This is a genomic window from Mesorhizobium sp. RCAM 05099 (assembly GCF_059683685.1).
On record NZ_CM185035.1, the window covers coordinates 872632 to 892567 of the forward strand.

Below are 19936 nucleotides of genomic sequence, written 5' to 3' on the forward strand. Positions count from 1 at the left end.
GATCACGCTCCCAGAATGTCGTCGATGAATGGCAGGCAGCCGGCCGTCAGTCCAGCATCCACGGGCATCACCACGCCTGTTACGCCCGATGCGCGATCGGATGCGAGAAAGGCGACGGCTTCCGCCACTTCCGAAGCGTTGACGATGCGGCCGAGCGGATAGAGCCGCTGCAGCTTGCCGAGGATTTCGGGATCCTTGGCAAGGCGATGGTCCCAGGCGGCGGTGCGGATGGAACCCGGACACACGACATTGGCGCGCAGGCCGCTGCGGCCAAGCTCGACGGCGATCGCCTTCGCATAGGCATTGATGCCGGCCTTGGCTGCGGCGTAGGCAGGGTTGCCGAAATGCGCGATGGCATTGACCGACGAGATGAAAACGACACTGCCTGAGCCGCGCCCGGCCATTGCCTTGACCAGCGGGTCGGCGAAAGTCATCACGCCGGTCAGATTGAGATCGAGTTCCTGCTCTATCTTGTCGGGGGTGAGCGCGGAGATCGTCTCGGCGCGAGTCCAGCCGGCGTTGTTGATGAGAATGTCAGGCACGCCGTCCCTCTCGAGAATGGCGCCGATCGCCGCCGCTATCGAATCCCGGGCGAGAAGATCGAAGACGTGGCGGGAGGCAAGGTGCGGGCTCTTCAACGCTTCGCTCGACTGGTCGCAGCCGACGACCCTGGCGCCCCTTTGCGCCATCAAAGCCACGATGGCCGTGCCGAGGCCGCCGCCCGCGCCGGTCACCACGACAGTCTTGCCTTCGAACTCGGCTTTCGAAACCACTAAGCGTCATCCTCCGGGATTGTGACGGATCACGTAAGGCCTAGTCCTGTAAATGTAATTAAGCAACAGAATAATCCGCTTGCAAGCCTTGAAATCATCGATAATGTAGGAAAGTCACATAAATCTTCTGCTCCGGTAGCGAAGAGGCGCACAGGCGCGAAATCAAAATGGGAGACATCAAATGAGCCTTGCAAAATGGACTGTCGGCCTGATGGCCGGAATGAGCATGCTGGCATTCGCGGCGCAGGCCAATGCGGGCGAGGTGCGCGTCACCGTCGCCGAATACAGCGCCAAGACTGGCCCTTATTTCGACAGCGTCAAGAAGGATTTCGAGGCGGCGAACCCTGGCATCACCGTCAAGTTCGAAGTGGTGCCGTGGGACGTGCTGCTGCAGAAACTGACCACCGACATCACCGCCGGCACCAATGCCGACCTGTCGATCATCGGCACACGCTGGCTGATCGACTTTGTCCAGCAGGGCGTTGCCGAGCCGCTCGACAGCTACATCACGCCCGACTTCAAGGGCCGCTTCATCGACACGTTCCTGTCGCCCTCGATCATGGAGGGCAAGACCTACGGCCTGCCGATCGCGGCCTCGGCGCGCGCCATGTATTACAACAAGGAGCTGTTCGAGAAAGCCGGCATCGCCAATCCGCCGGCCAACTGGACCGAGCTGCAGGAAGACGCGCGCAAGATCAAGGCGCTCGGGTCCGGCACCTTCGGCTTCGGCCTGCAGGGCAAGGAGATCGAGACCGACGTCTATTACTACTATGCGATGTGGTCCTACGGCACCGAAATCCTCAACAAGGACGGCACCTCCGGCCTCGGCACGCCGGGCGCGCTTGAAGCCGCCAAGCTCTACAAGTCGATGATCGATGAAGGCCTGACCGAGCCGGGCGTCACCTCCAACAACCGCGAGGATGTGCAGAACCTGTTCAAGCAGGGCAAGGTCGGCATGATGATCACCGCGCCCTTCCTGTCCAACCAGATCAAGGACGAGGCGCCGAACCTGAAATACGGGGTGGCGGCCATTCCGGCCGGACCGACCGGCGCGCGCGGCACCTATGGCGTCACCGATTCCATCATCATGTTCAAGAATTCCAAGAACAAGGACGAGGCCTGGAAGCTGCTCGATTTCCTGTTCACCACGGAGCAGCGCGCCAAGTTCACCCAAGGCGAAGGCTTCCTGCCGGTCAACAAGGAAGAGGCCAAGATGGACTACTATGTGAACAATGCCGATCTGGCGGCGTTCACCGCCCTGCTGCCCGACGCCCGCTTCGCGCCGATCATCCCGGGCTGGGAGGAGGTCGCGCAGATCACCTCCGACGCCATGCAGAAGATCTATCTCGGCGGCGACCCCGAGGCAGGCTTGAAAGACGCCGCGGCCAAGGCCAACGCCGTGCTGAAGAAATAGGGCGTCTCTCCCGCGCCCGTGGCGCGCCACGACGACCGGGCGCGCCACGTCTCCCTGAAGCGAATTCCAAATTCGCCACACCAGGTCAGCCGATGCAAAATCGTTTCTTGCCCTATCTCCTGACCTTGCCCAGCCTGCTCCTGGCGGCAGTCGTCATCTTCTGGCCGGTCTGGGACCTGATCCAGATCTCGACGCATGACGTGAACCGCTTCGGCCAGCTTCGCGAACTCAACGACTTCGCCAATTTCTCGGCGCTCACCGCCGATCCCGATTTCATCGCCGCGCTCTGGCGCACCGGCCAGTGGACCGTTCTGGTCGTCGGCGGCGCGCTGCTGCTGTCGATCCCGGTGGCGATGATCCTCAATACCGATTTCTACGGCAGGGGCATCGCCCGCGTCATCATCATGCTGCCCTGGGCGGTGTCGCTGACCATGACCGCGGTGGTTTGGCGCTGGGCGCTGAGCGGCGAAAGCGGCATGCTGAATTCGGCGCTGATCGGCCTCGGCCTCATCGACCACAACATCCAGTGGCTGGCCAGCGCGGAGACGGCCTTTCCCATGCAGGTGCTGATCGGCATCCTGGTGACGGTGCCGTTCACCACGACGATCTTCCTCGGCGGCCTGTCGTCGATCCCGGACGATCTCTACGAGGCGGCGGCGCTCGAAGGGGCGACGCCGCTGCAGCAGTTCCGCGAGATCACCTTTCCGCTGCTGAAACCGTTCATCAACATCGCCATCGTGCTCAACACCATCTACGTCTTCAACTCCTTCCCGATCATCTGGGTGATGACACAAGGCGGGCCGGCCAACTCGACCGACATCCTGGTCACCCACCTCTACAAGCTGGCCTTCCGCATCGGCAAACTCGGCGAGGCATCGGCGGTGTCGCTGGTGATGTTTGCCATATTGCTGGTCTTCACCATGATCTATGTGCGGCTGGCAATGCGGGAGCAACGCGCATGACGAGCAAGCTCAAGCGTTCCGTCATCGCCTGGCTGCTGCTGGCGCCGCTGATCGTGGTGACGATCTTTCCCTTTGCCGTGATGTTCCTGACCGCGGTCAAGCCAAGACAGGAGGTGCTGTCGCCAACCTGGTGGCCGAGCGAATTCCGCTGGTCGAACTTCTCCGACATGTGGGTGGCGACCGGCTTCGGCCAGGCGCTGGTCAATTCGCTCTATGTGTCCGTCATCGCCACCGTCGGCGCCATCCTGATCTCGGTTCCGGCGGCCTATGCGATGTCGCGCTTTCGCTTTGCCGGCTACGGCGCCTTGCGCCAGTTCCTGCTGATCTCGCAGATGATCTCGCCGATCGTGCTGGTGCTCGGCCTGTTCCGGCTGATGGCGGCGTGGGGACTGGTCGAGAGCACCACCGCGCTTGGCTTCATCTACATGGCCTTCAACGTCGCCTTCACGGTGTGGATGCTGCAGAGCTATTTCGACACCATTCCGCGCGATCTCGAGGAAGCGGCGTGGATGGAGGGTGCCGGCCGCTGGCTGACCTTGCGCAAGGTGTTCCTGCCGCTCTGCCTGCCGGCGATCGCGGTGACAGCGATCTTCACCTTCATCAATGCCTGGAACGAATTCGTCGTGGCGCTGACCATGTTGCGCAGCCAGGAAAGCTACACCTTGCCGATCCAGGTGTTTTCACTGGTCGCCGGCCGCTACACCATCGAATGGCACCACGTCATGGCCGCGACGCTGCTGGCGACCTTACCGGTGGCCATCCTGTTCATCTGGCTGCAACGCTACCTCGTTCGCGGGCTGGCGCTCGGGGCGGTCAAGTAGCCGCGCATTCATGCGGAACGGAGTTCTTGATGTCACACAATTATGTGTCCGGGTCATATGTGTCCGGGTCATCGCACGCGCCGCTGTCGCCACGGCCGACGATCTCGTCTACATGCCCAGCCGCAACAACCACGAACTGACCAGAGCGAAGCGGAATTCCTGAAAATGCGCATCTTCACCGCCTCGCTGGCGACGGAAACCAACACCTTCTCGCCGGTGCCGACCGATCGGGCCTCGTTCGAGATGGCCTTCTATGCAGGTCCCGGCAAGCACCCGGAAACGCCGACGCTGTGCTCCTCGCCGATCGTCGTCCTGCGCCGGCGCGCGGCCGCCGAAGGCCTCACCGTTATCGAAGGCACCGCCACCTGGGCGGAGCCGGGCGGCCTGGTGCAGCGGCAGACCTATGAGGCGCTGCGCGACGAGATCCTCGGCCAGCTCAAGGCCGCGCTGCCGGTCGATGCGATCATCCTCGGCCTGCATGGCGCGATGGTGGCGCAAGGCTATGACGACTGCGAAGGCGATCTGCTCGAGCGCGTCCGCGAGATGGTGGGTCCGCGGGTGGTGATTGCCTCGGAGTTTGATCCGCACAGCCATCTGACGCCGAAGCGGGTGGCGGCATCGGACATCATGGCCTACTTCCTCGAATTCCCGCACACCGACTTCTACGAGCGTGGCGAACATGTCGTCGAGCTTGGCCTCGCGGCGGCGCGCGGCGAGATCAAGCCTGTCATCTCGACCTTCGACTGCCGCATGATCCAGGTGTTGCCGACCAGCCGCGAGCCGATGCGCTCCTTCGTCGACCGCATCAAGGCGCTGCACGGCAAGGACGGCGTGCTGTCGGTCTCCGTCATCCACGGCTTCATGGCGGCCGACGTTGCCGAGATGGGCACGCGCATCCTCGTCGTTACCGACAATGACAAGGCCATGGGCGATGCGCTGGCGGAACGGCTGGGGCGTGAGCTCTACGATCTTCGTGAAAAGACGGCGATGACCATGCTGAGCGCCGCCGCCGGCATCGACCGGGCGCTGGCCGTGCGTGCTGAAAATCCGGGCAAGCCAGTGGTCATCGCCGACATCTGGGACAATCCGGGCGGAGGCGTCCCCGGCGACGGCACCGTCGTGCTGCGTCAGATGCTGGCGCGTGGCCTGAACAATGTCGGCGTCGCGACGATATGGGATCCGATCGCGGTGACCTTCTGCCCGGCGGCAGGCGAAGGCGCGGTCATCGACCTGCGTTTCGGCGGCAAGGCCGGGCCGCAGGCCGGCGAGCCGATCGACGCGCGGGTCAAGGTGCTGAAGACGGTTGCGGAGGGCTGGCAGAGTTTCGGGCCAAGCCGGGTGACATTGGGGCCGACGGCGCTGGTTCGCATCGAAGGCACCGAGGTCGACATCATCCTCAACACCAACCGCACGCAGACCTTCGAACCGGATATCTTCGTCAATCTCGGCGTCGATCCGCTGGCCAAGGATGTCCTTTTGATCAAGTCGACCAATCATTTCTACGCCGGCTTCGTGCCGATCGCCGCCGAGATCATCTATGTCTCGGCGCCCAGTTCATACCCAAGCAATCCGGCGGCGACTAACTACACAAAGCTGACGCGACCGGTCTGGCCGCGGGTGGCTGATCCGTGGGCGGTGAAATAAGAGGCGCCGAGGTCAAAAGCTATCGATCTCCCCCACGAGGGGGAGATCGCTAATCACACCAGCCCGCGCTTGACCATCATTGCCTCTGGCGAAGGCATCTTGCCGCGAAACGCGGTGTAGAGTTCTTCGGGGTCCTTCGAGCCGCCGGCGGCGTAGATGTTCTTCCTCAGCCGCTCGGCCAGCGCCGGGTTGAAGGGATCGCCGGTCTCCTCGAAGGCGGCGAAGGCATCGGCGTCGAGCACTTCCGACCACATGTAGGAGTAATAGCCGGCCGAATAGCCGTCGCCTGAGAAGACATGGCCGAAATGCGGGGTGCGGTGACGCATGGCGATGGTGTTCGGCATGTGAAGGTTTTCAAGCGTTTCGGCTTCGAAACGAAGTGGCGCTTCAGGCGCGTCCGGCCGCGCGTGATAGGCCATGTCGATCAGCGCCGAGGCGGTGAACTCGACCGTGGCGAAGCCGGCGCCGAAGGTGCGCGCCGCCAGCATCTTGTCGAGCAACGCCTTGGGCATCGGCTTGCCGGTCTCCACATGCAGCGCGTGCTTTTCCAGCACCGCCGGCACCGTCAGCCAGTGCTCGTAGAGCTGCGAGGGCAGTTCGACGAAGTCGCGGCTGACCGAGGTGCCGGAGACCGACGGCCAGGTGACGTCGGTCAGCATGCCGTGCAGCGCGTGGCCGAATTCGTGGAACAGCGTCTTCGCCTCGTCGACCGACAGCAGCGCCGGCTCGCCCGCCGGCGGCTTGGCGAAGTTCATGACGTTGTAGATGACCGGCTTCGAACCATGGCCGAGACGATAGCCGGATTGCAGCGCGCTCATCCAGGCGCCGGAGCGCTTTGACGGCCGGGCGAAATAGTCGGCGAGGAACAGGCCGCGCTCGCTGCCGTCGGCATTCCTGACGATGAAGACGCGGGCGTCCGGGTGCCAGGCGGCGATGCCCTGCTTCTCCTCGAAGGTGATGCCGAACAGCCGTGTCGCCACGTCGAAGCAGGCGTCGATGATACGGTCGAGTTGCAGATAGGGCTTCAGTTCGGCCTCGTCGAAGGCGAACTTTTCGGCGCGCAGCCTTTCCTGATAGAAGCGCCAGTCCCAGGCGGCGAATTTTTCGTTGCTGCCGGCCTCCGTCGCCAGCCGTTGCAGCTCAGTCTGGTCGGCTGCTGCTTTCTCCAGCGCCTTTTTCCAGACCGGATCCAGCAGCGCGTGCACAGCCTTCGGCGTCTTGGCCATGGTGTCGTCGAGCTTGAGCGCGGCGAAGGAGCCGTAGCCGAGAAGCTTGGCTTTCTCGGCGCGCAGCTTCAGCATGTCGCGCACCACCGACGTGTTGTCGGTGGCGCCGCCGTTCTGGCCGCGCATGGTGAAGGCGCGGAAGGCGATCTCGCGCAGATCGCGCCGTTCCGAGAAGGTCGAGAACGGCTCGTAGATCGAGCGCGACAGGGTGATGGCATAGCGGCCCTTCTGGCCACGCATTTCGGCGGCTTCGGCCATCGAGCTCTTGAGGAAGTCGGGCAGGCCGGCAAGGTCCGCCCCGTCGAGAAACAGCGCCCAGTCGCGCTCGTCGGCGAGCACATTCTGGCCGAAACTGGTGCCGAGCGAGGACAGTTCCTCGTTGATTGTGGCCAGTCGCTTCTTGCCCTCGGCATCAAGCTTCGCGCCCGAGCGGACAAAGCCTTTCCAGGTCTTCTCCAGCACGCGCAGCGTCTCGGCGTCGAGCTTCAGGCTCTCACGGCGCTGGTAGAGGTCGTCGATGCGGGCGAACAGTTTCTCGTTCATCGAGATCGCCGAGAAATGCCTGGACATTTTTGGCGAGATGTCGCGCTCCAGGGCCTGGATCGCATCGTTGGTATGGGCACCGGCGCGGCACCAGAAGATCGACGAGACACGGTCGAGGGCGTCGCCGCCGAGTTCCAGCGCCTGCAGCGTGTTTTCGATGGTTGGCGTATCCTTGTTGCCGGCGATCGCATCGATCTCGGCCTCATGCGCCTTCAACGCCGCGTCGAAGACCGGGGAAAAGTCGTCGTCGCCGATATGGGCGAAATCGGGCAGACCGAGAGGCCCTTGCCACGTGGTCAGCGGATGGGTGGCGAGGTCGACGGTTTTCGTGGCAGGCATTGGCTGTCTTTCGATTGGCGGGCGAGGAAAGGGCGGGGGCACCACCGATGTAGGGTGCTGGTTTGTCACGCGCAACAGCGCGACGGGTTGGTCAGTAAGCCGCGCAGCTTTCGGCGAGCGCCTTTTGCGTGCTCGCCGTGATGCGGTCGTCGGCAATGGCGAAGGTCTCGTGCATCAGCATGTCATTGTTTGGGAAATCGTAGCAGGCAATCACGGTGGTGACGCCGGCTTCGCTCTTTTCGATCCTGTGCCGGATCGCGGCACCGGCGACGGCGCCCTGCCATTCGTCGATCGAGTCGATGAATTCCTGTTTGTTTTGCACGACGCCGACATCGTCGAGTTTCATACGGACATCATCGGCGAGCAGGTCCGTCAATTCGGTGCGGTCGGCCACCAGCAACGCCGAATACCAGCGGTCGATGATCGCGCCATCGTCGGCGCGGGCGCAAACCAGCGAGGACAGCAGCGCTGCGGCAACGAAAGCGGCCCGATGGCAGTTCCGGCGCATCATCGGCGTCACCCCAGCTCCGGCCGTTCGAAGTCGCCGGTTTCCTTGTTCATCACCCAGAGCTCGCCGCTCGAAATGTCGAACCATGCACCGTGCAGCGACAGCCGGCCCTTGCCTTCGAGGATCGAGACGCAGGGAAAGGTCCTGAGATTGGCGATGGAGTAGCGGATCGAGATGCGCTCCAGCGCGGTCTGGCGCTCGGTTGCCGTCATGAAGGTGCTGGAGGAGACGGTTTCGGCGGCCGGCGCGATCAGGCTCATCCACTTGCCGATGAAGTCGCCGGGCGACAGCGGTGCGGCCGTGGTGTCGAGCGCGGCGCGGATGCCGCCGCAGCGGCCATGGCCCATCACGACGATGTTCTTGACCTTGAGGCTTTGCACGGCGAATTCGAGTGCGGCGGAGGTCGAATGGAACTCGCCATCCGGCGCGTAGGGCGGCACCAGATTGCCGACATTGCGCAGCACGAAGAGTTCGCCCGGCCCGGCGTCGAAGATCGCTTCTGGCGCGGCGCGCGAATCGCAGCAGGCGACGATCATCGTCTCCGGTGCCTGGCCTTCGCGGGCGAGCTCGCGATAGCGTCCGCTCTCGGTGAGATAGCGGCCATTCATGAAATTGCGATAGCCGGCGAGAAGGTGTTCGGGGAGATGAGGCATGGGCAGCTAAGGCCTTTCCGGGTTGGAGGCGGCAGCTCGTTGCGGTCGAGAGAAGCCTCTAGCGGCAAAAGCCTGTCGCGAGCAATGCAGAATTGCAGGGGCTCGGTGCAAATGCCATGCACCAGGCGCGGTTCGCGCCGATGGCGCTACGCCCAGATGGCGACCGGAATGCCAAAGCGGTCGGTGAGCGGCGGGTCTGGAAACGGCCTTGCCTCACCGCTGGCAATGCGACCGGCAATCAGCATCATTGCCGCCGCATCGAGGAAATCATCGGCCGCCGCGCCTTTCGGTGGCGCCTGGTCGAGAAAGTCCGCCTCATAGCCATGCCGGCAGAGCAACGCCTTGCGTTCCGCTATGCCGGCCGGATTGATGCTGCCCTTGACCTTCTTCGGCAGCGGCATGGCCTTGTCGCCGTTCAGCCGGCAGAAGGCGACCTCCGGATGCGATTCGAAGACGCGGCGGCGCAAATCGGCTCGCGCGATCAGCAAGGCGTCGATCTCGCGGATCTTGGCAAAGATGCCAAAGGCCTGGATCGAAACGCCGCGCGGCGGATCGGATGTGGTCCTGGCCACATCGCTCGCCCGGCGATGCGCGGCGTACCAGGCTTCGATCGTGGTGAAGTCACCCTTGTCGGCGTAGAGCGCGGCACGGGACGGGATCGAGAAGACGCTGGATTGGCGTGCCCCGAGCAGCGGCCGCACCAGCGTTTCCGGTCCGCGCCCGCCTCTTTTCGAAAATTCGGGCAGGCCGATCGGCATGTCGACGGCGACGACCGCATCATCGGGATTTGCCGCAAGCAGCACGGCGAAGCTGTCGAAGACCTCGACCGAAGGCGCTGAGCCGTCCACGCGCCGCACGGCGATCCAGCCGGCCTTGCAGCCATCGACGCCGACAAGCACTGCGGTCGGGGCGGGGCTCACGCCCGGCGGTCCCGCCCCGGATGCGTGAGGTGGCGAAGCTGGACCATGGCCATGGGGTGCGACAGGCTCTGCGCATCGGTTTCGAGCTGCAATTCGTCGCCACCGCGCTTGGCCGTGCGCGCCAGGATCTCGTAGACCGCCGCCGTCGTCGACTGCAGCGCCTTGATCGCCGGCTGGCCAGACAGGATGCGCGCCAGATAGACGGCTGCCGTAAGGTCACCCAGGCCGTTCGGCGGCTTGTCGATCAGGCGGTGCTCGGCCAGGAGCGCCTGACGGCTGTCGAGCAGGAGGTTGCCGGTGCCGCCGGTCATCATCGCCGGCGCCGAGGTGACCAGCATCGTCGACGGTCCGGCATGAAGGGCGGCCGCGATCACCGATTTCAGGTCGGGCAATTGAGCGCCGGCCATCCATTCCAGTTCGTAGCGGTTGGGGGTGGCGATATCGGCGATCGGCATCAGCCGGTCGCGCATGGCGATGGCGGTCGGCTCCGGCACATAGAGACCGCCCGAATCGCCCATCACAGGATCGCAGATATAGACGGCGTCAGGCGTCCTTGCCTTCACCGCGGCGACCAGTGAGGCGACGGCATCGGCCTGGCCGGCCTCGCCGAGGTATCCGGACAGTACGGCGCCGACCTCGCCCAGCCATGGCGCGCGCTCGAGATCGGCCATCAGCGCCTTGAACTGGTCGAGCGGCGGCACGATGCGCGTCGCTCGTCCATGGCCGGGATGCCAGGGCAGGATGATCGTCGGCACCGCCCAGACCGGAAAGCCCAGCGTCTCCAGCGCGAACACCGCGGCGCGATTGCCGACCGAGCCGCGTGCGACATGGCTGGAAATGACGATGACCGCACGCGGCGCGTCGGGTTTTTCGGCACTCATTGTTTTTTGATTCCTAACTGCCCCGGGTGACGAAAAGCACGAGCCAGATCATCAGGCCCAGCGCCAGAAGCAGGCCGAGTATCCTGCCAATGCGCGTGCCCCAGACTTCGATCGGGTCCGTGCGGTCGGCATCGGCCGCGCTGACGTGATCGCGCACGCCTTTCGTGGTCCGCGCCACAAACGAGGTGCCGGCCGGATCGGTCTCGCGCGCGATGCGCTCGAGGATACGGCGCGATTCCCTGTCGCTGTCCTGGCGTCCCGCCATGATGATGTCCCGTTTCGGCCGGACCTTATCGCGTTCGCATCGCCAATCACAGGGCCCTTGCAACGACACCTTACGTGCCGGGCAAGTGGTTGCCGGTCGAGGCCGTTTTCTTGCGCGCCGATTGTGGTAATGCTTCGCATGCAACTTCTACCGAAGGACCCCATCATGTTCGCCCAGCGCCTTGCCTCACCATCGATGTTCCGCACGCTTCCCGCTTTCCTGATGATGGCCATCGTGCTGCCGTTGCTTGCCGGCTGTGGCTACAACACCATCCCTACGGCGGAGGAAAACGCCAAGGCGGCATGGAGCGAGGTGCTGAACCAGTATCAGCGCCGCGCCGATCTCATCCCCAACCTGGTCGAGACGGTCAAGGGCTATGCCTCGCATGAAAAGGATACGCTCGACGCGGTGGTCGAAGCGCGCGCCAAGGCAACGCAGATAACGGTCACGCCGGAAACGCTCAAGGACCCCGAGGCGTTCAAGAAGTTCCAGGACAGCCAGTCCGGCCTGACCAGCGCGCTGTCGCGGCTGCTGGCCGTGGTCGAGAACTATCCCGATCTCAAGGCCAACCAGAATTTCCTGGCGCTGCAGGCACAGCTCGAGGGCACGGAGAACCGCATCGCGGTGGCGCGGCGCGACTACATCCAGGCGGTGAAGGACTACAATCTGACGCTCAAGACCTTCCCCTCGGTGCTGTGGGCGACCTTCTGGTTCCGCAGCAACCAGCCCTTCGCCAATTTCACCATCGACGACGACAAGCTGCAGACGCCGAAGGTCGATTTCGGCACCAAGCAGGGCGGCTGATAGCCGGGGCCTAACGTGGTGATCTCGCAGGCCGATGGGGGGCGACGCGGCATTCGTCTTTTCGCTGTCGTGCTCCTCATCCTTGTGCTTCCGTTCTCGGCCTTCGCCGCCGAGCTGCCGGCGCTGACGGGGCGTGTCGTCGACAATGCCGGCATCATCGATGCAGCGACCGAAGCGGCACTGACGCAGAAGCTGGCCGATTTCGAGAAAAAAGGCTCGGATCAGATCGTCGTCGCCACGATTCCCAGCCTCGACGGCGAGGAGATCGAGCCCTACGCCAACCGGCTGTTCCGCTTCTGGAAGCTCGGCCAGGCGAAGGAGAACAATGGCGCGCTTCTGCTGGTCGCCAAGAACGATCGCAAGATGCGCATCGAGGTCGGCTATGGGCTGGAAGGCACGCTGACCGACCTGCACACCAAGCTGATCATCGAAAACGACATGGTGCCGGCGTTCCGCGCCGGCGATTTCTCCGGTGGCATAACCAAGGCCGTCGACGACATGATCATGGTGCTGGAAGGCAAACCGGAGGAACTGGTGGCGCGCGGCGAGCGCAACCAGCAGGCGCCGTTCAATTCCGACGACCTGTTCTTCGCCATCTTCATCAGCATCTGGGCGATCATCTTCTTCGGCAGCATCGCGGCTTCGATCCTGCCGCCGATCTTCGGGCAGAAACTCGGGCCAGGCCGCTATCGCTGGCTCGGCATGACCTTCGAGCCCAGCCGCCGGCGGTCCTCTCGTGGCGGCGGCTGGTCGTCCGGCGGTGGCGGGTGGTCATCGGGAGGCGGCGGTGGCGGCTTTTCCGGTGGCGGCGGCTCGTCCGGCGGCGGCGGCTCCTCGGGCAGTTGGTGACGACATGACGACGCGCAGCATCAGCCTGTCGAGACCCAGTCGCTTCGCCCCGGTGATCCGCGCTGTCTTGATGGCCTTGGCGGTGCTGCTCTGCGGGTTCACGGCTTTCGCCGCCGACCTGCCTGCCCTGACCGGACGTATCGTCGACAATGCGGGCATCATCGACGATGCCACCAAGGCGGCATTGACGCAGAAGCTCGCCGATTTCGAGAAAAAAGGCTCGGACCAGATCGTCGTCGCCACGATTCCCAGCCTCGACGGCGAGGAGATCGAGCCCTACGCCAACCGGCTGTTTCGCTTCTGGAAGCTCGGCCAGGCAGGCGAAAACAACGGCGTTCTGCTGCTGGTGGCGAAGAACGACCACAAGATGCGCATCGAGGTCGGCTACGGCCTCGAGGGGACGCTGACCGACCTGCACACCAAGCTGATCATCGAAAACGACATGGTGCCGGCGTTCCGCGCCGGCGATTTCTCCGGCGGCATCAGCAAGGCCGTCGACGACATGGTCATGGTGCTGGAAGGCAATCCGGAAGAACTGGAAGCGCGCGGTCACCGCAATCCCGCCGATAACAGCACCCCCATCGATCCCATCGTCGCGGTGTTCGTGATCCTGTGGGCGACGATGTTCTTCGGCGGCCTGGCGATGGCGTTCCTGCCGCCGATGTTCGGCACAAAGCTGTCGCCGGGCGTGTACAAATGGCTGGGCATGACCTTTCGTTACGGCCATGGATCGAGCGGGTCGTCCTCGGGCGGCGGCTGGTCCTCGGGGTCGTCAGGCAGCGGCTGGTCATCGGGGAGTTCCGGCGGTGGCTGGTCGTCGGGTTCAAGCAGCGGCGGCGGGTTTTCCGGTGGCGGCGGCTCGTCCGGCGGTGGCGGTTCTTCAGGAAGCTGGTGAGATAAAATCATGGCAACACGACCGATCACATCAGAGGATCACGAGCGTATCGCCACGGCGATCCGCGCCGCCGAAGCAAAAACCGACGGCGAGATCTACTGCGTCGTGGCTCGTGCCAGCGACGGCTATTTCTTCCCGGCCGCTTTCATGGCGACAGCAGGCATGCTGATCGTCAGTCTCGCCGTCGCCTATGGGCTGGAGGCCTGGTGGCTGTCGATCCGGTTGCCGCATTTCATCCTCGCCCAGCTGTTGGCGTTGGCCTGCGTGCTGGTGTTGCTGTGGGCGCTGCCCGGCCTGCGCATCCATCTGGTGCCAAGGCGGCTGCGCTACCGGGCGGCGCACGCCGACGCGATCAAGCAGTTCCTCGCCCGCAACGTCCACCGCACCACGGCGCGCACCGGTGTGCTGGTGTTCGTCTCGATTGCCGAGCACTACGCCGAGGTGGTCGCCGACAGCGGCATCGATGCCAAGGTCGGCCAGCATGTCTGGGATGGCGTCATACGCGACCTGACCGCGCATGCCGGCGACGACCGCCTCGCCGACGGCTTCGTCAAGGCAATCGAATTGGTGGGGGCGGTGCTGGCCGAGCATTTCCCGGTCACGTCAGGCGACACCAACGAATTGGAAGACCATCTGGTCGAGATTTGAGCCCCTGCAGGAAGGTTTCGAAGGCGCGTTGCTGACGCGATGATCGCCTGTGAGAAAGCGGTCGGGGGGTCGCCCGGACTCTTGCAATCGGGCGATGCGGGTTTATGGTTAACAAATCATGAATACGCTGACGATCGACATAAGGAAGGCCGAGCCGCGCGATGCTGGCGCCATCGCCGAAGTGCATCTTGAAGCTTGGCGCGGTGCCTATTCAGGCATCATTCCGCACCGCACCCTGACATCGATGATCAACCGCCGCGGCGCCGACTGGTGGGCGAACGCAATCCGCCGCGCCGCCACCGTTCTGGTGGTCGAGATCGGCGGCAAGATCGCCGGCTATGCGACGATCGGCAAGAACCGGGCCCGGGAACTGCGGCAACAAGGCGAAATCTACGAATTGTACATGCGCCCGGAATATCAGGGCATCGGGCTCGGCAGCCGCCTGTTCGCGGCGGCACGGGCGCGTCTGGCCGATCACGGGCTGAAGGGCATGGTGGTGTGGGCGCTGGAAGACAACCAGAACGCGCTCGCCTTCTATGCCGGGGCCGGCGGCCGGGACGTTGCCGAAGGCGTCGAGATCTTCGAGCAGAAGGCGCTGAAGAAGGTCGCCTTCGTCTGGGAGTGACGGCCCGGCATCTCTGCCAGTGCGCCTTCCGACCATGCCCAGCACCATTCGCCGCATTGCGCCATGCCGCGCCGCCCGCTATCGGTCTCCCATCGAAAGAGGGACAAAGCCATGCGCATTGAAGCCATAGCCATCGGAAAGAATCCGCCGGAGGACATCAACGTCATCATCGAAGTGCCGATCGGCGGCGAGCCGATCAAGTACGAGATGGACAAGGAGGCCGGCACACTGTTCGTCGACCGCTTCCTGCACACATCGATGCGTTATCCCGGCAATTACGGCTTCGTGCCACACACGCTGTCGGGCGATGGCGATCCGATCGACGTGCTGGTCTGCAACACGCGCGCGCTGGTGCCGGGCTGCGTCATCAATGTCAGGCCGATCGGCGTGCTGGTGATGGAAGACAATGCCGGCCAGGACGAGAAGGTCATCGCCGTGCCGTCGCCCAAGCTGACGCTGCGCTACGAGAACGTCACCGAGTACACGCAACTGCCCGACATCACGCGCCAGCAGGTGCAGCACTTCTTCGAGCACTACAAGGACCTCGAACCCGGCAAATGGGTCAAGATCGAGGGCTGGCACGATTCCAAATATGCCAAGAAGATGATCGTCGACGCGATCGCGCGGGCGAAAGCGAGCAAGTAGTTCGGCTTCGTCATCCTCGGGCTTGACCCGGGGATCCATGCCGTAACGCCAGCCGAAGCGCGCGGCGGAACAGAATTTCTGCACCGCTGCTGTGTTGTAATGTCGCGGCATGGATCCTGGGGTCTGCGCCGCGTCGCTTCGCTCCTTGCTTCGCCCCAGGATGACGAAGTGACGGGCGCTGCGGCCAATTCAGCGTGCCTAGTTATCAACGCGACCGAAGGGCGGCACGTTGCCGATGACGGTATGCTTGTCCTTGCCGCAGGCGAATGCGCGCGCCTTCTCGTCGGCAAGCTTGCGCGCCTGGTCATTGGCAGCGGGATTGCCGGTGGCCAGCACCAGGCCGACGGTGCAGCTCTGACGCGCATCCATCTGGCCGACCTTGGCGACGAGCAGCACGTCGGTCGACTTGTTCTCGTCCTCGGCGTTGCTGATCGTGCGGCGGTGGATGACCGCGAACGGCACGGCCTTGTCGCCCGTGGTTTCGATGCGCCACTCGACCTTGGCTCCGGACGAATTGAAGCCGGAAAAACTCTCCCAGGCGGATGTCATGTCGCCGCCGGGCGGAAAACCGTAGAACAGCGATTCGCGAGCGTCGTCATAGGCGACCAGCACGGGATAGCCGCGATAGCCCGAACAGGCGAGATCGGCCCAGTCGCCGTCGCCTTCCTCGGCTTGCGCATAGGTCACGCAGTCCTTCTTCCAGTCGAGGTCGGTGTAGGCGCTTGAAATGTCGCCGGCTTGCGCCGTCTGGCAGACGCTGGCGAGGACAAGCGGAATCAACAGGCTGCGCATCGCGGAGATCTCCATTGGAGGTCGCCCCAGCGTATCGCCAATCGCTATTTCTTCAAGCTGGCTTCGATCAAGAGATCGGCGTTCGTCGCCACCGACTGCGCCGGTCCGCCGGCGCCGAACAGCTGGCCGCTGATATAGGCGCCCTCGATGAGGAGCAGCAGCCCGTCGCCGAGCGTGTCGGCATCGCGGGCACCCATCGCCGCTGCCATGGCGCGCAGGCGCCGACGCAATTCCTGTTTGTTGGCCTCACTGACCACGCGCGCCGGATGGCCGTGTTCGGGATATTCGACCGCCGCGTTGGTCATGCCACAGCCGCGATATTGCGGCATCTGCGTGCGCTTGCCGACGCGGGTCAGGAATGCCTTGATCTGCGCGCGCGGATCGCCGGGATGGGCGTCCACAGCCTCGTCGAAGCGATCCCAGAACTCAAGGTCGTACTGCCGGAGGTAGGAGGCCGCCAGCTCATCCTTGGAGGGAAAGCTGCGATAGAGGCTGGGCTTGGTGACGCCGGCGCGCCTGACGATTTCGTCGACGCCGATCGCCCTGATGCCCTGGCGGTAGAACAGGTCGCGCGCCACGTCGAGGATCTTCTTGGCGGCCTTCGGCGGAGCCGATGCATGACCGGTCTTGATGGTCGGTTCAATATTTTTGTCCGTTGACATCCCGTGACTCGATTGACAGTGTTACCGATCGGTACGTATACGTATTGCCACCTTGCAACGTACCGGTCAGTAACATGATAGTTCAATCCCGTCCATTTGGCCAGCGCTACGCTTTCGTCGTGGTTGGCGTCATCTTCCTCTGCCTGCTGATCGCGGCCGGCCTTCGTTCGGCGCCTGCCGTGATGATGCTGCCGCTGGAAAACAGCTTCGGCTGGGGACGTGATGTGGTTTCGGTGGCCGCTGCCATCGGCATCTTCCTCTACGGTCTGACCGGGCCGTTCGCCGCTGCCCTGATGGAGCGGATCGGGTTGCGCCGCACGCTGCTCGCCTCGTTGGCGGTGATGTCGGGATCGACCGCGCTCAGCCTGCTGATGACCAAGCCGTGGCATCTGTTCATCACCTGGGGGGTGTTTTCCGGCATCGGTTCCGGCGCGGTCGCCACCGTGCTCGGCGCCACCATCGTCAACCGTTGGTTCAAGACCAATCGAGGCCTTGTCATGGGGCTGATGTCGGCCTCCAGCGCCACCGGCCTTCTGGTGTTCCTGCCGCTGCTCGCCTCGCTCGCTCAGTCGGGCGGCTGGAAGCCGGTCGCCATCGCCGTCGCGGTCGCCACCGCCTGTCTTCTGCCGCTGGTCTGGCTGCTGGTGCCGGAGCGGCCGGCCTCGATAGGCATGGTGCGGTTTGGCGCCGAAGCCGATGACGTGCCGCCGACATCGCCCGCCTCGCAAGGCAATTTCCTTGCTCACACGCTCAATACGCTGCGCCGCGCTGCCGGCACGCGAGTGTTCTGGTACCTGTTCGCCACCTTCTTCGTCTGCGGCTTCACCACCAACGGACTGGTCGGCACGCATCTGATCGCGTTCTGCGGCGACATGGGCATCGGCGAGGTGCAGGCGGCCGGCCTGCTGTCGATGATGGGCATCTTCGACCTGATCGGCACGACGCTGTCGGGCTGGCTGACCGACCGTTTCGACCCGCGCAAGCTGCTCGGCGTCTACTACGGCATCCGCGGCCTGTCGCTGATCTATCTGCCCTATTCCGGCTTCTCGGCAACCAGCCTGATCATCTTCGCGGTCCTCTACGGGCTCGACTGGATCGCCACCGTGCCGCCGACGCTGAGGCTCGCCAACGAGGCGTTCGGCGATCGCAGCGGGCCGATCGTGTTCGGCTGGATCGTTGCCGGCCATCAGGTCGGGGCGGCCACAGCCGCGGCCTTCGGCGGCACCATGCGCGAACTGCAGGGCAATTATGAGCTGGCGTTCCTGATCGCCGGCATGACCGCGATCGCCGCCGCCTGTATCTCGCTGCTGATCAACACCAGCCGACCGGCGTTTGATCCGGAACCGCAGGCTGTATAGCCGGCGGCTCGCCCTGCCAGTGCATTGTCAGACCAGTGCATTGTCAGAAAAACTTCATGGTTTCGAGATGCCGCTGAAACATTGACGCTGGACCTTGATGGCACCGTTCAATGCCATCCAGGAGACAGCCATGAACAAGCTCTCGATGACCCGCCGCGCTTTCGTCACTTCCGCGAGCGCGGCCGGTCTGCTAGGCGCCTCGGGCCTCGCACTGCCCTACTATTCGCGCGCCAGCCAACGCCCGGCCTTCACGCACGGCGTCCAGTCGGGCGATGTCGACGCGACCAGCGGCATGGTGTGGACGCGCACGGACCGCCCGTCGCGCGTCATGTTCGAGGTGTCGTCGACGGAGAATTTCGCCAATGCGACCCGCCTGGCGCCGCTCGATACCTCGCCGGCCAGCGACTATACGGTGAAGCGGCTGCTCACCGATCTCGCCTCCGACCAGGACATCTTCTATCGCATGACGGCGGCCGATCTCGCCGACATCAACGCTGTCTCAGAGCCGATCACCGGCCGTTTCCGGACCGCGCCCGCCTCTAGGCGCGACATCAGGTTCGCCTGGTCGGGCGACACCGCCGGCCAGGGCTGGGGCATCGACGAGACCGGCATGAAGACCTACGCCACCATTGGCAAGCACACGCCCGATTTCTTCCTGCATTCGGGCGACACCATCTATGCCGACGGCGCGATGAAGGACGAGGTCGACCTGCCAGGCGGTGGCAAGTGGAAGAACGCCGTGCTCATCGACGGCAAGCGCAAGGTCGCCGAGACGCTGGACGAATATCGCGACCAGTGGAAATACAACATGATGGACAGGAACGTGCTGGGCTTGAGCGCCATCTGTCCGACCTTCTACCAGTGGGACGACCACGAGGTGCTGAACAACTGGTCGGATTCGAAGGATCTGAGCGCCGACAACCGCTACACGGAGAAATCCATCCATGTGCTGGCGGCACGTGCGGCGCGCGCCTTCCATGAGATGACGACGATCCGCTACGAACCGTCCGAGCCCGGCCGCGTCTATCGCAAAATAGCCTATGGACCGCTGCTCGACGTGTTCTTCCTCGACATGCGTTCCTATCGCGGGCCCAACGGTCCCGACATGCAGGATGAGATGACGCCGCAATCGCGCATGCTTGGCGAACAGCAGACGAAGTGGCTGAAGCGGGAGCTGGCAAACTCGAAGGCGACCTGGAAAATCATTGCCGCCGACATGCCGCTGGGCCTCGTGGTCTGGGATGACGGGGCCAAGAAGGTGGGCGCCGAGGCGGTCAGCAATGGCGACAATGGTGCGCCAAAGGGTCGCGAGCTCGAGATCGCGGACCTGCTGCGCTACATCAAGAACGCCGGCATCAGCAACACCGTCTGGCTGACCGCCGACGTGCACTACACTGCGGCGCACTACTACAATCCCGACAAGGCGCAGTTCCAGGATTTCAATCCGTTCTGGGAATTCGTCTCCGGACCGATCCATGCCGGCACGTTCGGCCCCAACGATTTCGACATGACCTTCGGTCCGGAACTGAGGTTCATCAAGGCGCCGACCGCCGAGCAGGGCCAGAACCTGCCGCCATCGGCTGGCCTGCAGTTCTTCGGGCTGGTCGATATCAACGGCGCCAGCGAACAGATGACGGTGCGGCTGATGGATCGCGACGACAACGAACTCTACAAGGTCACGCTCGACCCGGTGCGGTCGGCGTAAGCGC

General features: G+C 64.0%; 21 protein-coding genes. 12 read left to right on the forward strand and 9 right to left on the reverse strand.

Annotated features, from left to right (window positions below; all coding sequences use genetic code 11):
• Nucleotides 1-2: 2 nt before the first annotated feature.
• A complete protein-coding gene (locus AC56QQ_RS04290; RefSeq protein ID WP_489858395.1) occupies nucleotides 3-773 on the reverse strand; it encodes an SDR family NAD(P)-dependent oxidoreductase in 771 nt (256 codons plus the stop codon).
• A gap of 181 nt (nucleotides 774-954) precedes the next feature.
• Between AC56QQ_RS04290 and AC56QQ_RS04295 the strand changes: the two genes are divergently transcribed.
• From AC56QQ_RS04295 to AC56QQ_RS04310, 4 genes are all read left to right on the forward strand, one after another.
• Nucleotides 955-2187, forward strand: coding sequence for an ABC transporter substrate-binding protein (locus AC56QQ_RS04295; protein WP_497125693.1), 1233 nt, complete (start codon nucleotides 955-957; stop codon nucleotides 2185-2187).
• 92 nt (nucleotides 2188-2279) lie between these two features.
• Complete coding sequence (locus AC56QQ_RS04300) at nucleotides 2280-3149, forward strand: carbohydrate ABC transporter permease (RefSeq protein WP_489858393.1); 870 nt, start codon at nucleotides 2280-2282, stop codon at nucleotides 3147-3149.
• A complete protein-coding gene (locus AC56QQ_RS04305; RefSeq protein ID WP_497125694.1) occupies nucleotides 3146-3970 on the forward strand; it encodes a carbohydrate ABC transporter permease in 825 nt (274 codons plus the stop codon). Before AC56QQ_RS04300 ends, AC56QQ_RS04305 begins: the two co-directional genes overlap by 4 nt.
• A gap of 165 nt (nucleotides 3971-4135) precedes the next feature.
• On the forward strand, nucleotides 4136-5614 hold the full coding sequence (locus AC56QQ_RS04310) for a M81 family metallopeptidase (protein WP_497125696.1): 1479 nt from the start codon (nucleotides 4136-4138) through the stop codon (nucleotides 5612-5614).
• A 53-nt stretch (nucleotides 5615-5667) separates the two neighbouring features.
• Here AC56QQ_RS04310 and AC56QQ_RS04315 read toward each other — a convergent pair whose 3' ends face one another.
• The 6 genes from AC56QQ_RS04315 to AC56QQ_RS04340 all read right to left on the reverse strand — a co-directional run bounded on the left by AC56QQ_RS04315 (nucleotide 5668) and on the right by AC56QQ_RS04340 (nucleotide 10949).
• Nucleotides 5668-7722 (reverse strand): M3 family metallopeptidase, encoded by a 2055-nt coding sequence (locus AC56QQ_RS04315; protein ID WP_497125697.1) that lies wholly within the window; start codon nucleotides 7720-7722, stop codon nucleotides 5668-5670.
• A gap of 91 nt (nucleotides 7723-7813) precedes the next feature.
• On the reverse strand, nucleotides 7814-8233 hold the full coding sequence (locus AC56QQ_RS04320; protein WP_489858390.1) for a nuclear transport factor 2 family protein: 420 nt from the start codon (nucleotides 8231-8233) through the stop codon (nucleotides 7814-7816).
• Between the two features lie 5 nt (nucleotides 8234-8238).
• On the reverse strand, nucleotides 8239-8883 hold the full coding sequence (locus AC56QQ_RS04325) for a carbonic anhydrase (RefSeq protein ID WP_489858389.1): 645 nt from the start codon (nucleotides 8881-8883) through the stop codon (nucleotides 8239-8241).
• A gap of 146 nt (nucleotides 8884-9029) precedes the next feature.
• Nucleotides 9030-9803 (reverse strand): DUF429 domain-containing protein, encoded by a 774-nt coding sequence (locus AC56QQ_RS04330; protein ID WP_497125699.1) that lies wholly within the window; start codon nucleotides 9801-9803, stop codon nucleotides 9030-9032.
• Nucleotides 9800-10684, reverse strand: coding sequence for a pyridoxal kinase PdxY (gene pdxY / locus AC56QQ_RS04335; RefSeq protein WP_497125701.1), 885 nt, complete (start codon nucleotides 10682-10684; stop codon nucleotides 9800-9802). Before pdxY ends, AC56QQ_RS04330 begins: the two co-directional genes overlap by 4 nt.
• 13 nt (nucleotides 10685-10697) lie before the next feature.
• Nucleotides 10698-10949 carry a hypothetical protein gene (locus AC56QQ_RS04340; protein ID WP_269904783.1) on the reverse strand — a complete coding sequence of 84 codons (252 nt, stop codon included), beginning with the start codon at nucleotides 10947-10949 and terminating at the stop codon, nucleotides 10698-10700.
• Between the two features lie 165 nt (nucleotides 10950-11114).
• On the opposite strand from AC56QQ_RS04340, the gene AC56QQ_RS04345 reads away from it, so the two are divergent.
• The 6 genes from AC56QQ_RS04345 (at nucleotide 11115) to ppa (ending at nucleotide 15415) form a co-directional block, all read left to right on the forward strand.
• Nucleotides 11115-11753, forward strand: a complete 639-nt coding sequence (locus AC56QQ_RS04345; protein WP_489858386.1) for a LemA family protein — start codon at nucleotides 11115-11117, stop codon at nucleotides 11751-11753.
• 18 nt (nucleotides 11754-11771) lie between these two features.
• Entirely contained in the window at nucleotides 11772-12602 is an 831-nt protein-coding gene (locus AC56QQ_RS04350) for a TPM domain-containing protein (RefSeq protein ID WP_497128879.1), read from the forward strand.
• 4 nt (nucleotides 12603-12606) lie between these two features.
• A complete protein-coding gene (locus tag AC56QQ_RS04355) occupies nucleotides 12607-13497 on the forward strand; it encodes a TPM domain-containing protein (RefSeq protein WP_497125702.1) in 891 nt (296 codons plus the stop codon).
• 9 nt (nucleotides 13498-13506) lie between these two features.
• Nucleotides 13507-14145 carry a TPM domain-containing protein gene (locus AC56QQ_RS04360; protein WP_497125703.1) on the forward strand — a complete coding sequence of 213 codons (639 nt, stop codon included), beginning with the start codon at nucleotides 13507-13509 and terminating at the stop codon, nucleotides 14143-14145.
• A 118-nt stretch (nucleotides 14146-14263) separates the two neighbouring features.
• Complete coding sequence (locus tag AC56QQ_RS04365; RefSeq protein WP_489858383.1) at nucleotides 14264-14770, forward strand: GNAT family N-acetyltransferase; 507 nt, start codon at nucleotides 14264-14266, stop codon at nucleotides 14768-14770.
• 111 nt (nucleotides 14771-14881) lie between these two features.
• Nucleotides 14882-15415 (forward strand): inorganic diphosphatase, encoded by a 534-nt coding sequence (gene ppa / locus AC56QQ_RS04370; protein WP_195177685.1) that lies wholly within the window; start codon nucleotides 14882-14884, stop codon nucleotides 15413-15415.
• Nucleotides 15416-15613: 198 nt separating this feature from the next.
• Here ppa and AC56QQ_RS04375 read toward each other — a convergent pair whose 3' ends face one another.
• Both AC56QQ_RS04375 and AC56QQ_RS04380 read right to left on the reverse strand, forming a co-directional pair.
• On the reverse strand, nucleotides 15614-16207 hold the full coding sequence (locus AC56QQ_RS04375; protein ID WP_497125704.1) for a hypothetical protein: 594 nt from the start codon (nucleotides 16205-16207) through the stop codon (nucleotides 15614-15616).
• Nucleotides 16208-16251: 44 nt separating this feature from the next.
• Nucleotides 16252-16869 carry a TetR/AcrR family transcriptional regulator gene (locus AC56QQ_RS04380; RefSeq protein WP_497125705.1) on the reverse strand — a complete coding sequence of 206 codons (618 nt, stop codon included), beginning with the start codon at nucleotides 16867-16869 and terminating at the stop codon, nucleotides 16252-16254.
• Nucleotides 16870-16943: 74 nt separating this feature from the next.
• Here AC56QQ_RS04380 and AC56QQ_RS04385 point away from each other — a divergent pair, with 74 nt between their 5' ends.
• Both AC56QQ_RS04385 and AC56QQ_RS04390 read left to right on the forward strand, forming a co-directional pair.
• Nucleotides 16944-18227: an MFS transporter gene (locus tag AC56QQ_RS04385; RefSeq protein WP_497125706.1), complete on the forward strand. Its 1284-nt coding sequence runs from the start codon at nucleotides 16944-16946 to the stop codon at nucleotides 18225-18227.
• Nucleotides 18228-18357: 130 nt separating this feature from the next.
• A complete protein-coding gene (locus AC56QQ_RS04390; RefSeq protein WP_497125707.1) occupies nucleotides 18358-19932 on the forward strand; it encodes an alkaline phosphatase D family protein in 1575 nt (524 codons plus the stop codon).
• The last annotated feature ends 4 nt before the right edge of the window (nucleotides 19933-19936 follow it).

Bases quoted from the DNA above. Each gene is read 5' to 3' on its own strand.
- AC56QQ_RS04295 (WP_497125693.1), top strand. From the start codon at position 955: ATGAGCCTTGCAAAATGGACTGTCGGCCTGATGGCCGGAATGAGCATG.
- AC56QQ_RS04300 (WP_489858393.1), top strand. From the start codon at position 2,280: ATGCAAAATCGTTTCTTGCCCTATCTCCTGACCTTGCCCAGCCTGCTC.
- AC56QQ_RS04305 (WP_497125694.1), top strand. From the start codon at position 3,146: ATGACGAGCAAGCTCAAGCGTTCCGTCATCGCCTGGCTGCTGCTGGCG.
- AC56QQ_RS04310 (WP_497125696.1), top strand. From the start codon at position 4,136: ATGCGCATCTTCACCGCCTCGCTGGCGACGGAAACCAACACCTTCTCG.
- AC56QQ_RS04315 (WP_497125697.1), bottom strand. From the start codon at position 7,722: ATGCCTGCCACGAAAACCGTCGACCTCGCCACCCATCCGCTGACCACG.
- AC56QQ_RS04320 (WP_489858390.1), bottom strand. From the start codon at position 8,233: ATGATGCGCCGGAACTGCCATCGGGCCGCTTTCGTTGCCGCAGCGCTG.
- AC56QQ_RS04325 (WP_489858389.1), bottom strand. From the start codon at position 8,883: ATGCCTCATCTCCCCGAACACCTTCTCGCCGGCTATCGCAATTTCATG.
- pdxY (WP_497125701.1), bottom strand. From the start codon at position 10,684: ATGAGTGCCGAAAAACCCGACGCGCCGCGTGCGGTCATCGTCATTTCC.
- AC56QQ_RS04340 (WP_269904783.1), bottom strand. From the start codon at position 10,949: ATGGCGGGACGCCAGGACAGCGACAGGGAATCGCGCCGTATCCTCGAG.
- AC56QQ_RS04345 (WP_489858386.1), top strand. From the start codon at position 11,115: ATGTTCGCCCAGCGCCTTGCCTCACCATCGATGTTCCGCACGCTTCCC.
- AC56QQ_RS04355 (WP_497125702.1), top strand. From the start codon at position 12,607: ATGACGACGCGCAGCATCAGCCTGTCGAGACCCAGTCGCTTCGCCCCG.
- AC56QQ_RS04360 (WP_497125703.1), top strand. From the start codon at position 13,507: ATGGCAACACGACCGATCACATCAGAGGATCACGAGCGTATCGCCACG.
- AC56QQ_RS04365 (WP_489858383.1), top strand. From the start codon at position 14,264: ATGAATACGCTGACGATCGACATAAGGAAGGCCGAGCCGCGCGATGCT.
- ppa (WP_195177685.1), top strand. From the start codon at position 14,882: ATGCGCATTGAAGCCATAGCCATCGGAAAGAATCCGCCGGAGGACATC.
- AC56QQ_RS04375 (WP_497125704.1), bottom strand. From the start codon at position 16,207: ATGCGCAGCCTGTTGATTCCGCTTGTCCTCGCCAGCGTCTGCCAGACG.
- AC56QQ_RS04380 (WP_497125705.1), bottom strand. From the start codon at position 16,869: ATGTCAACGGACAAAAATATTGAACCGACCATCAAGACCGGTCATGCA.
- AC56QQ_RS04385 (WP_497125706.1), top strand. From the start codon at position 16,944: ATGATAGTTCAATCCCGTCCATTTGGCCAGCGCTACGCTTTCGTCGTG.
- AC56QQ_RS04390 (WP_497125707.1), top strand. From the start codon at position 18,358: ATGAACAAGCTCTCGATGACCCGCCGCGCTTTCGTCACTTCCGCGAGC.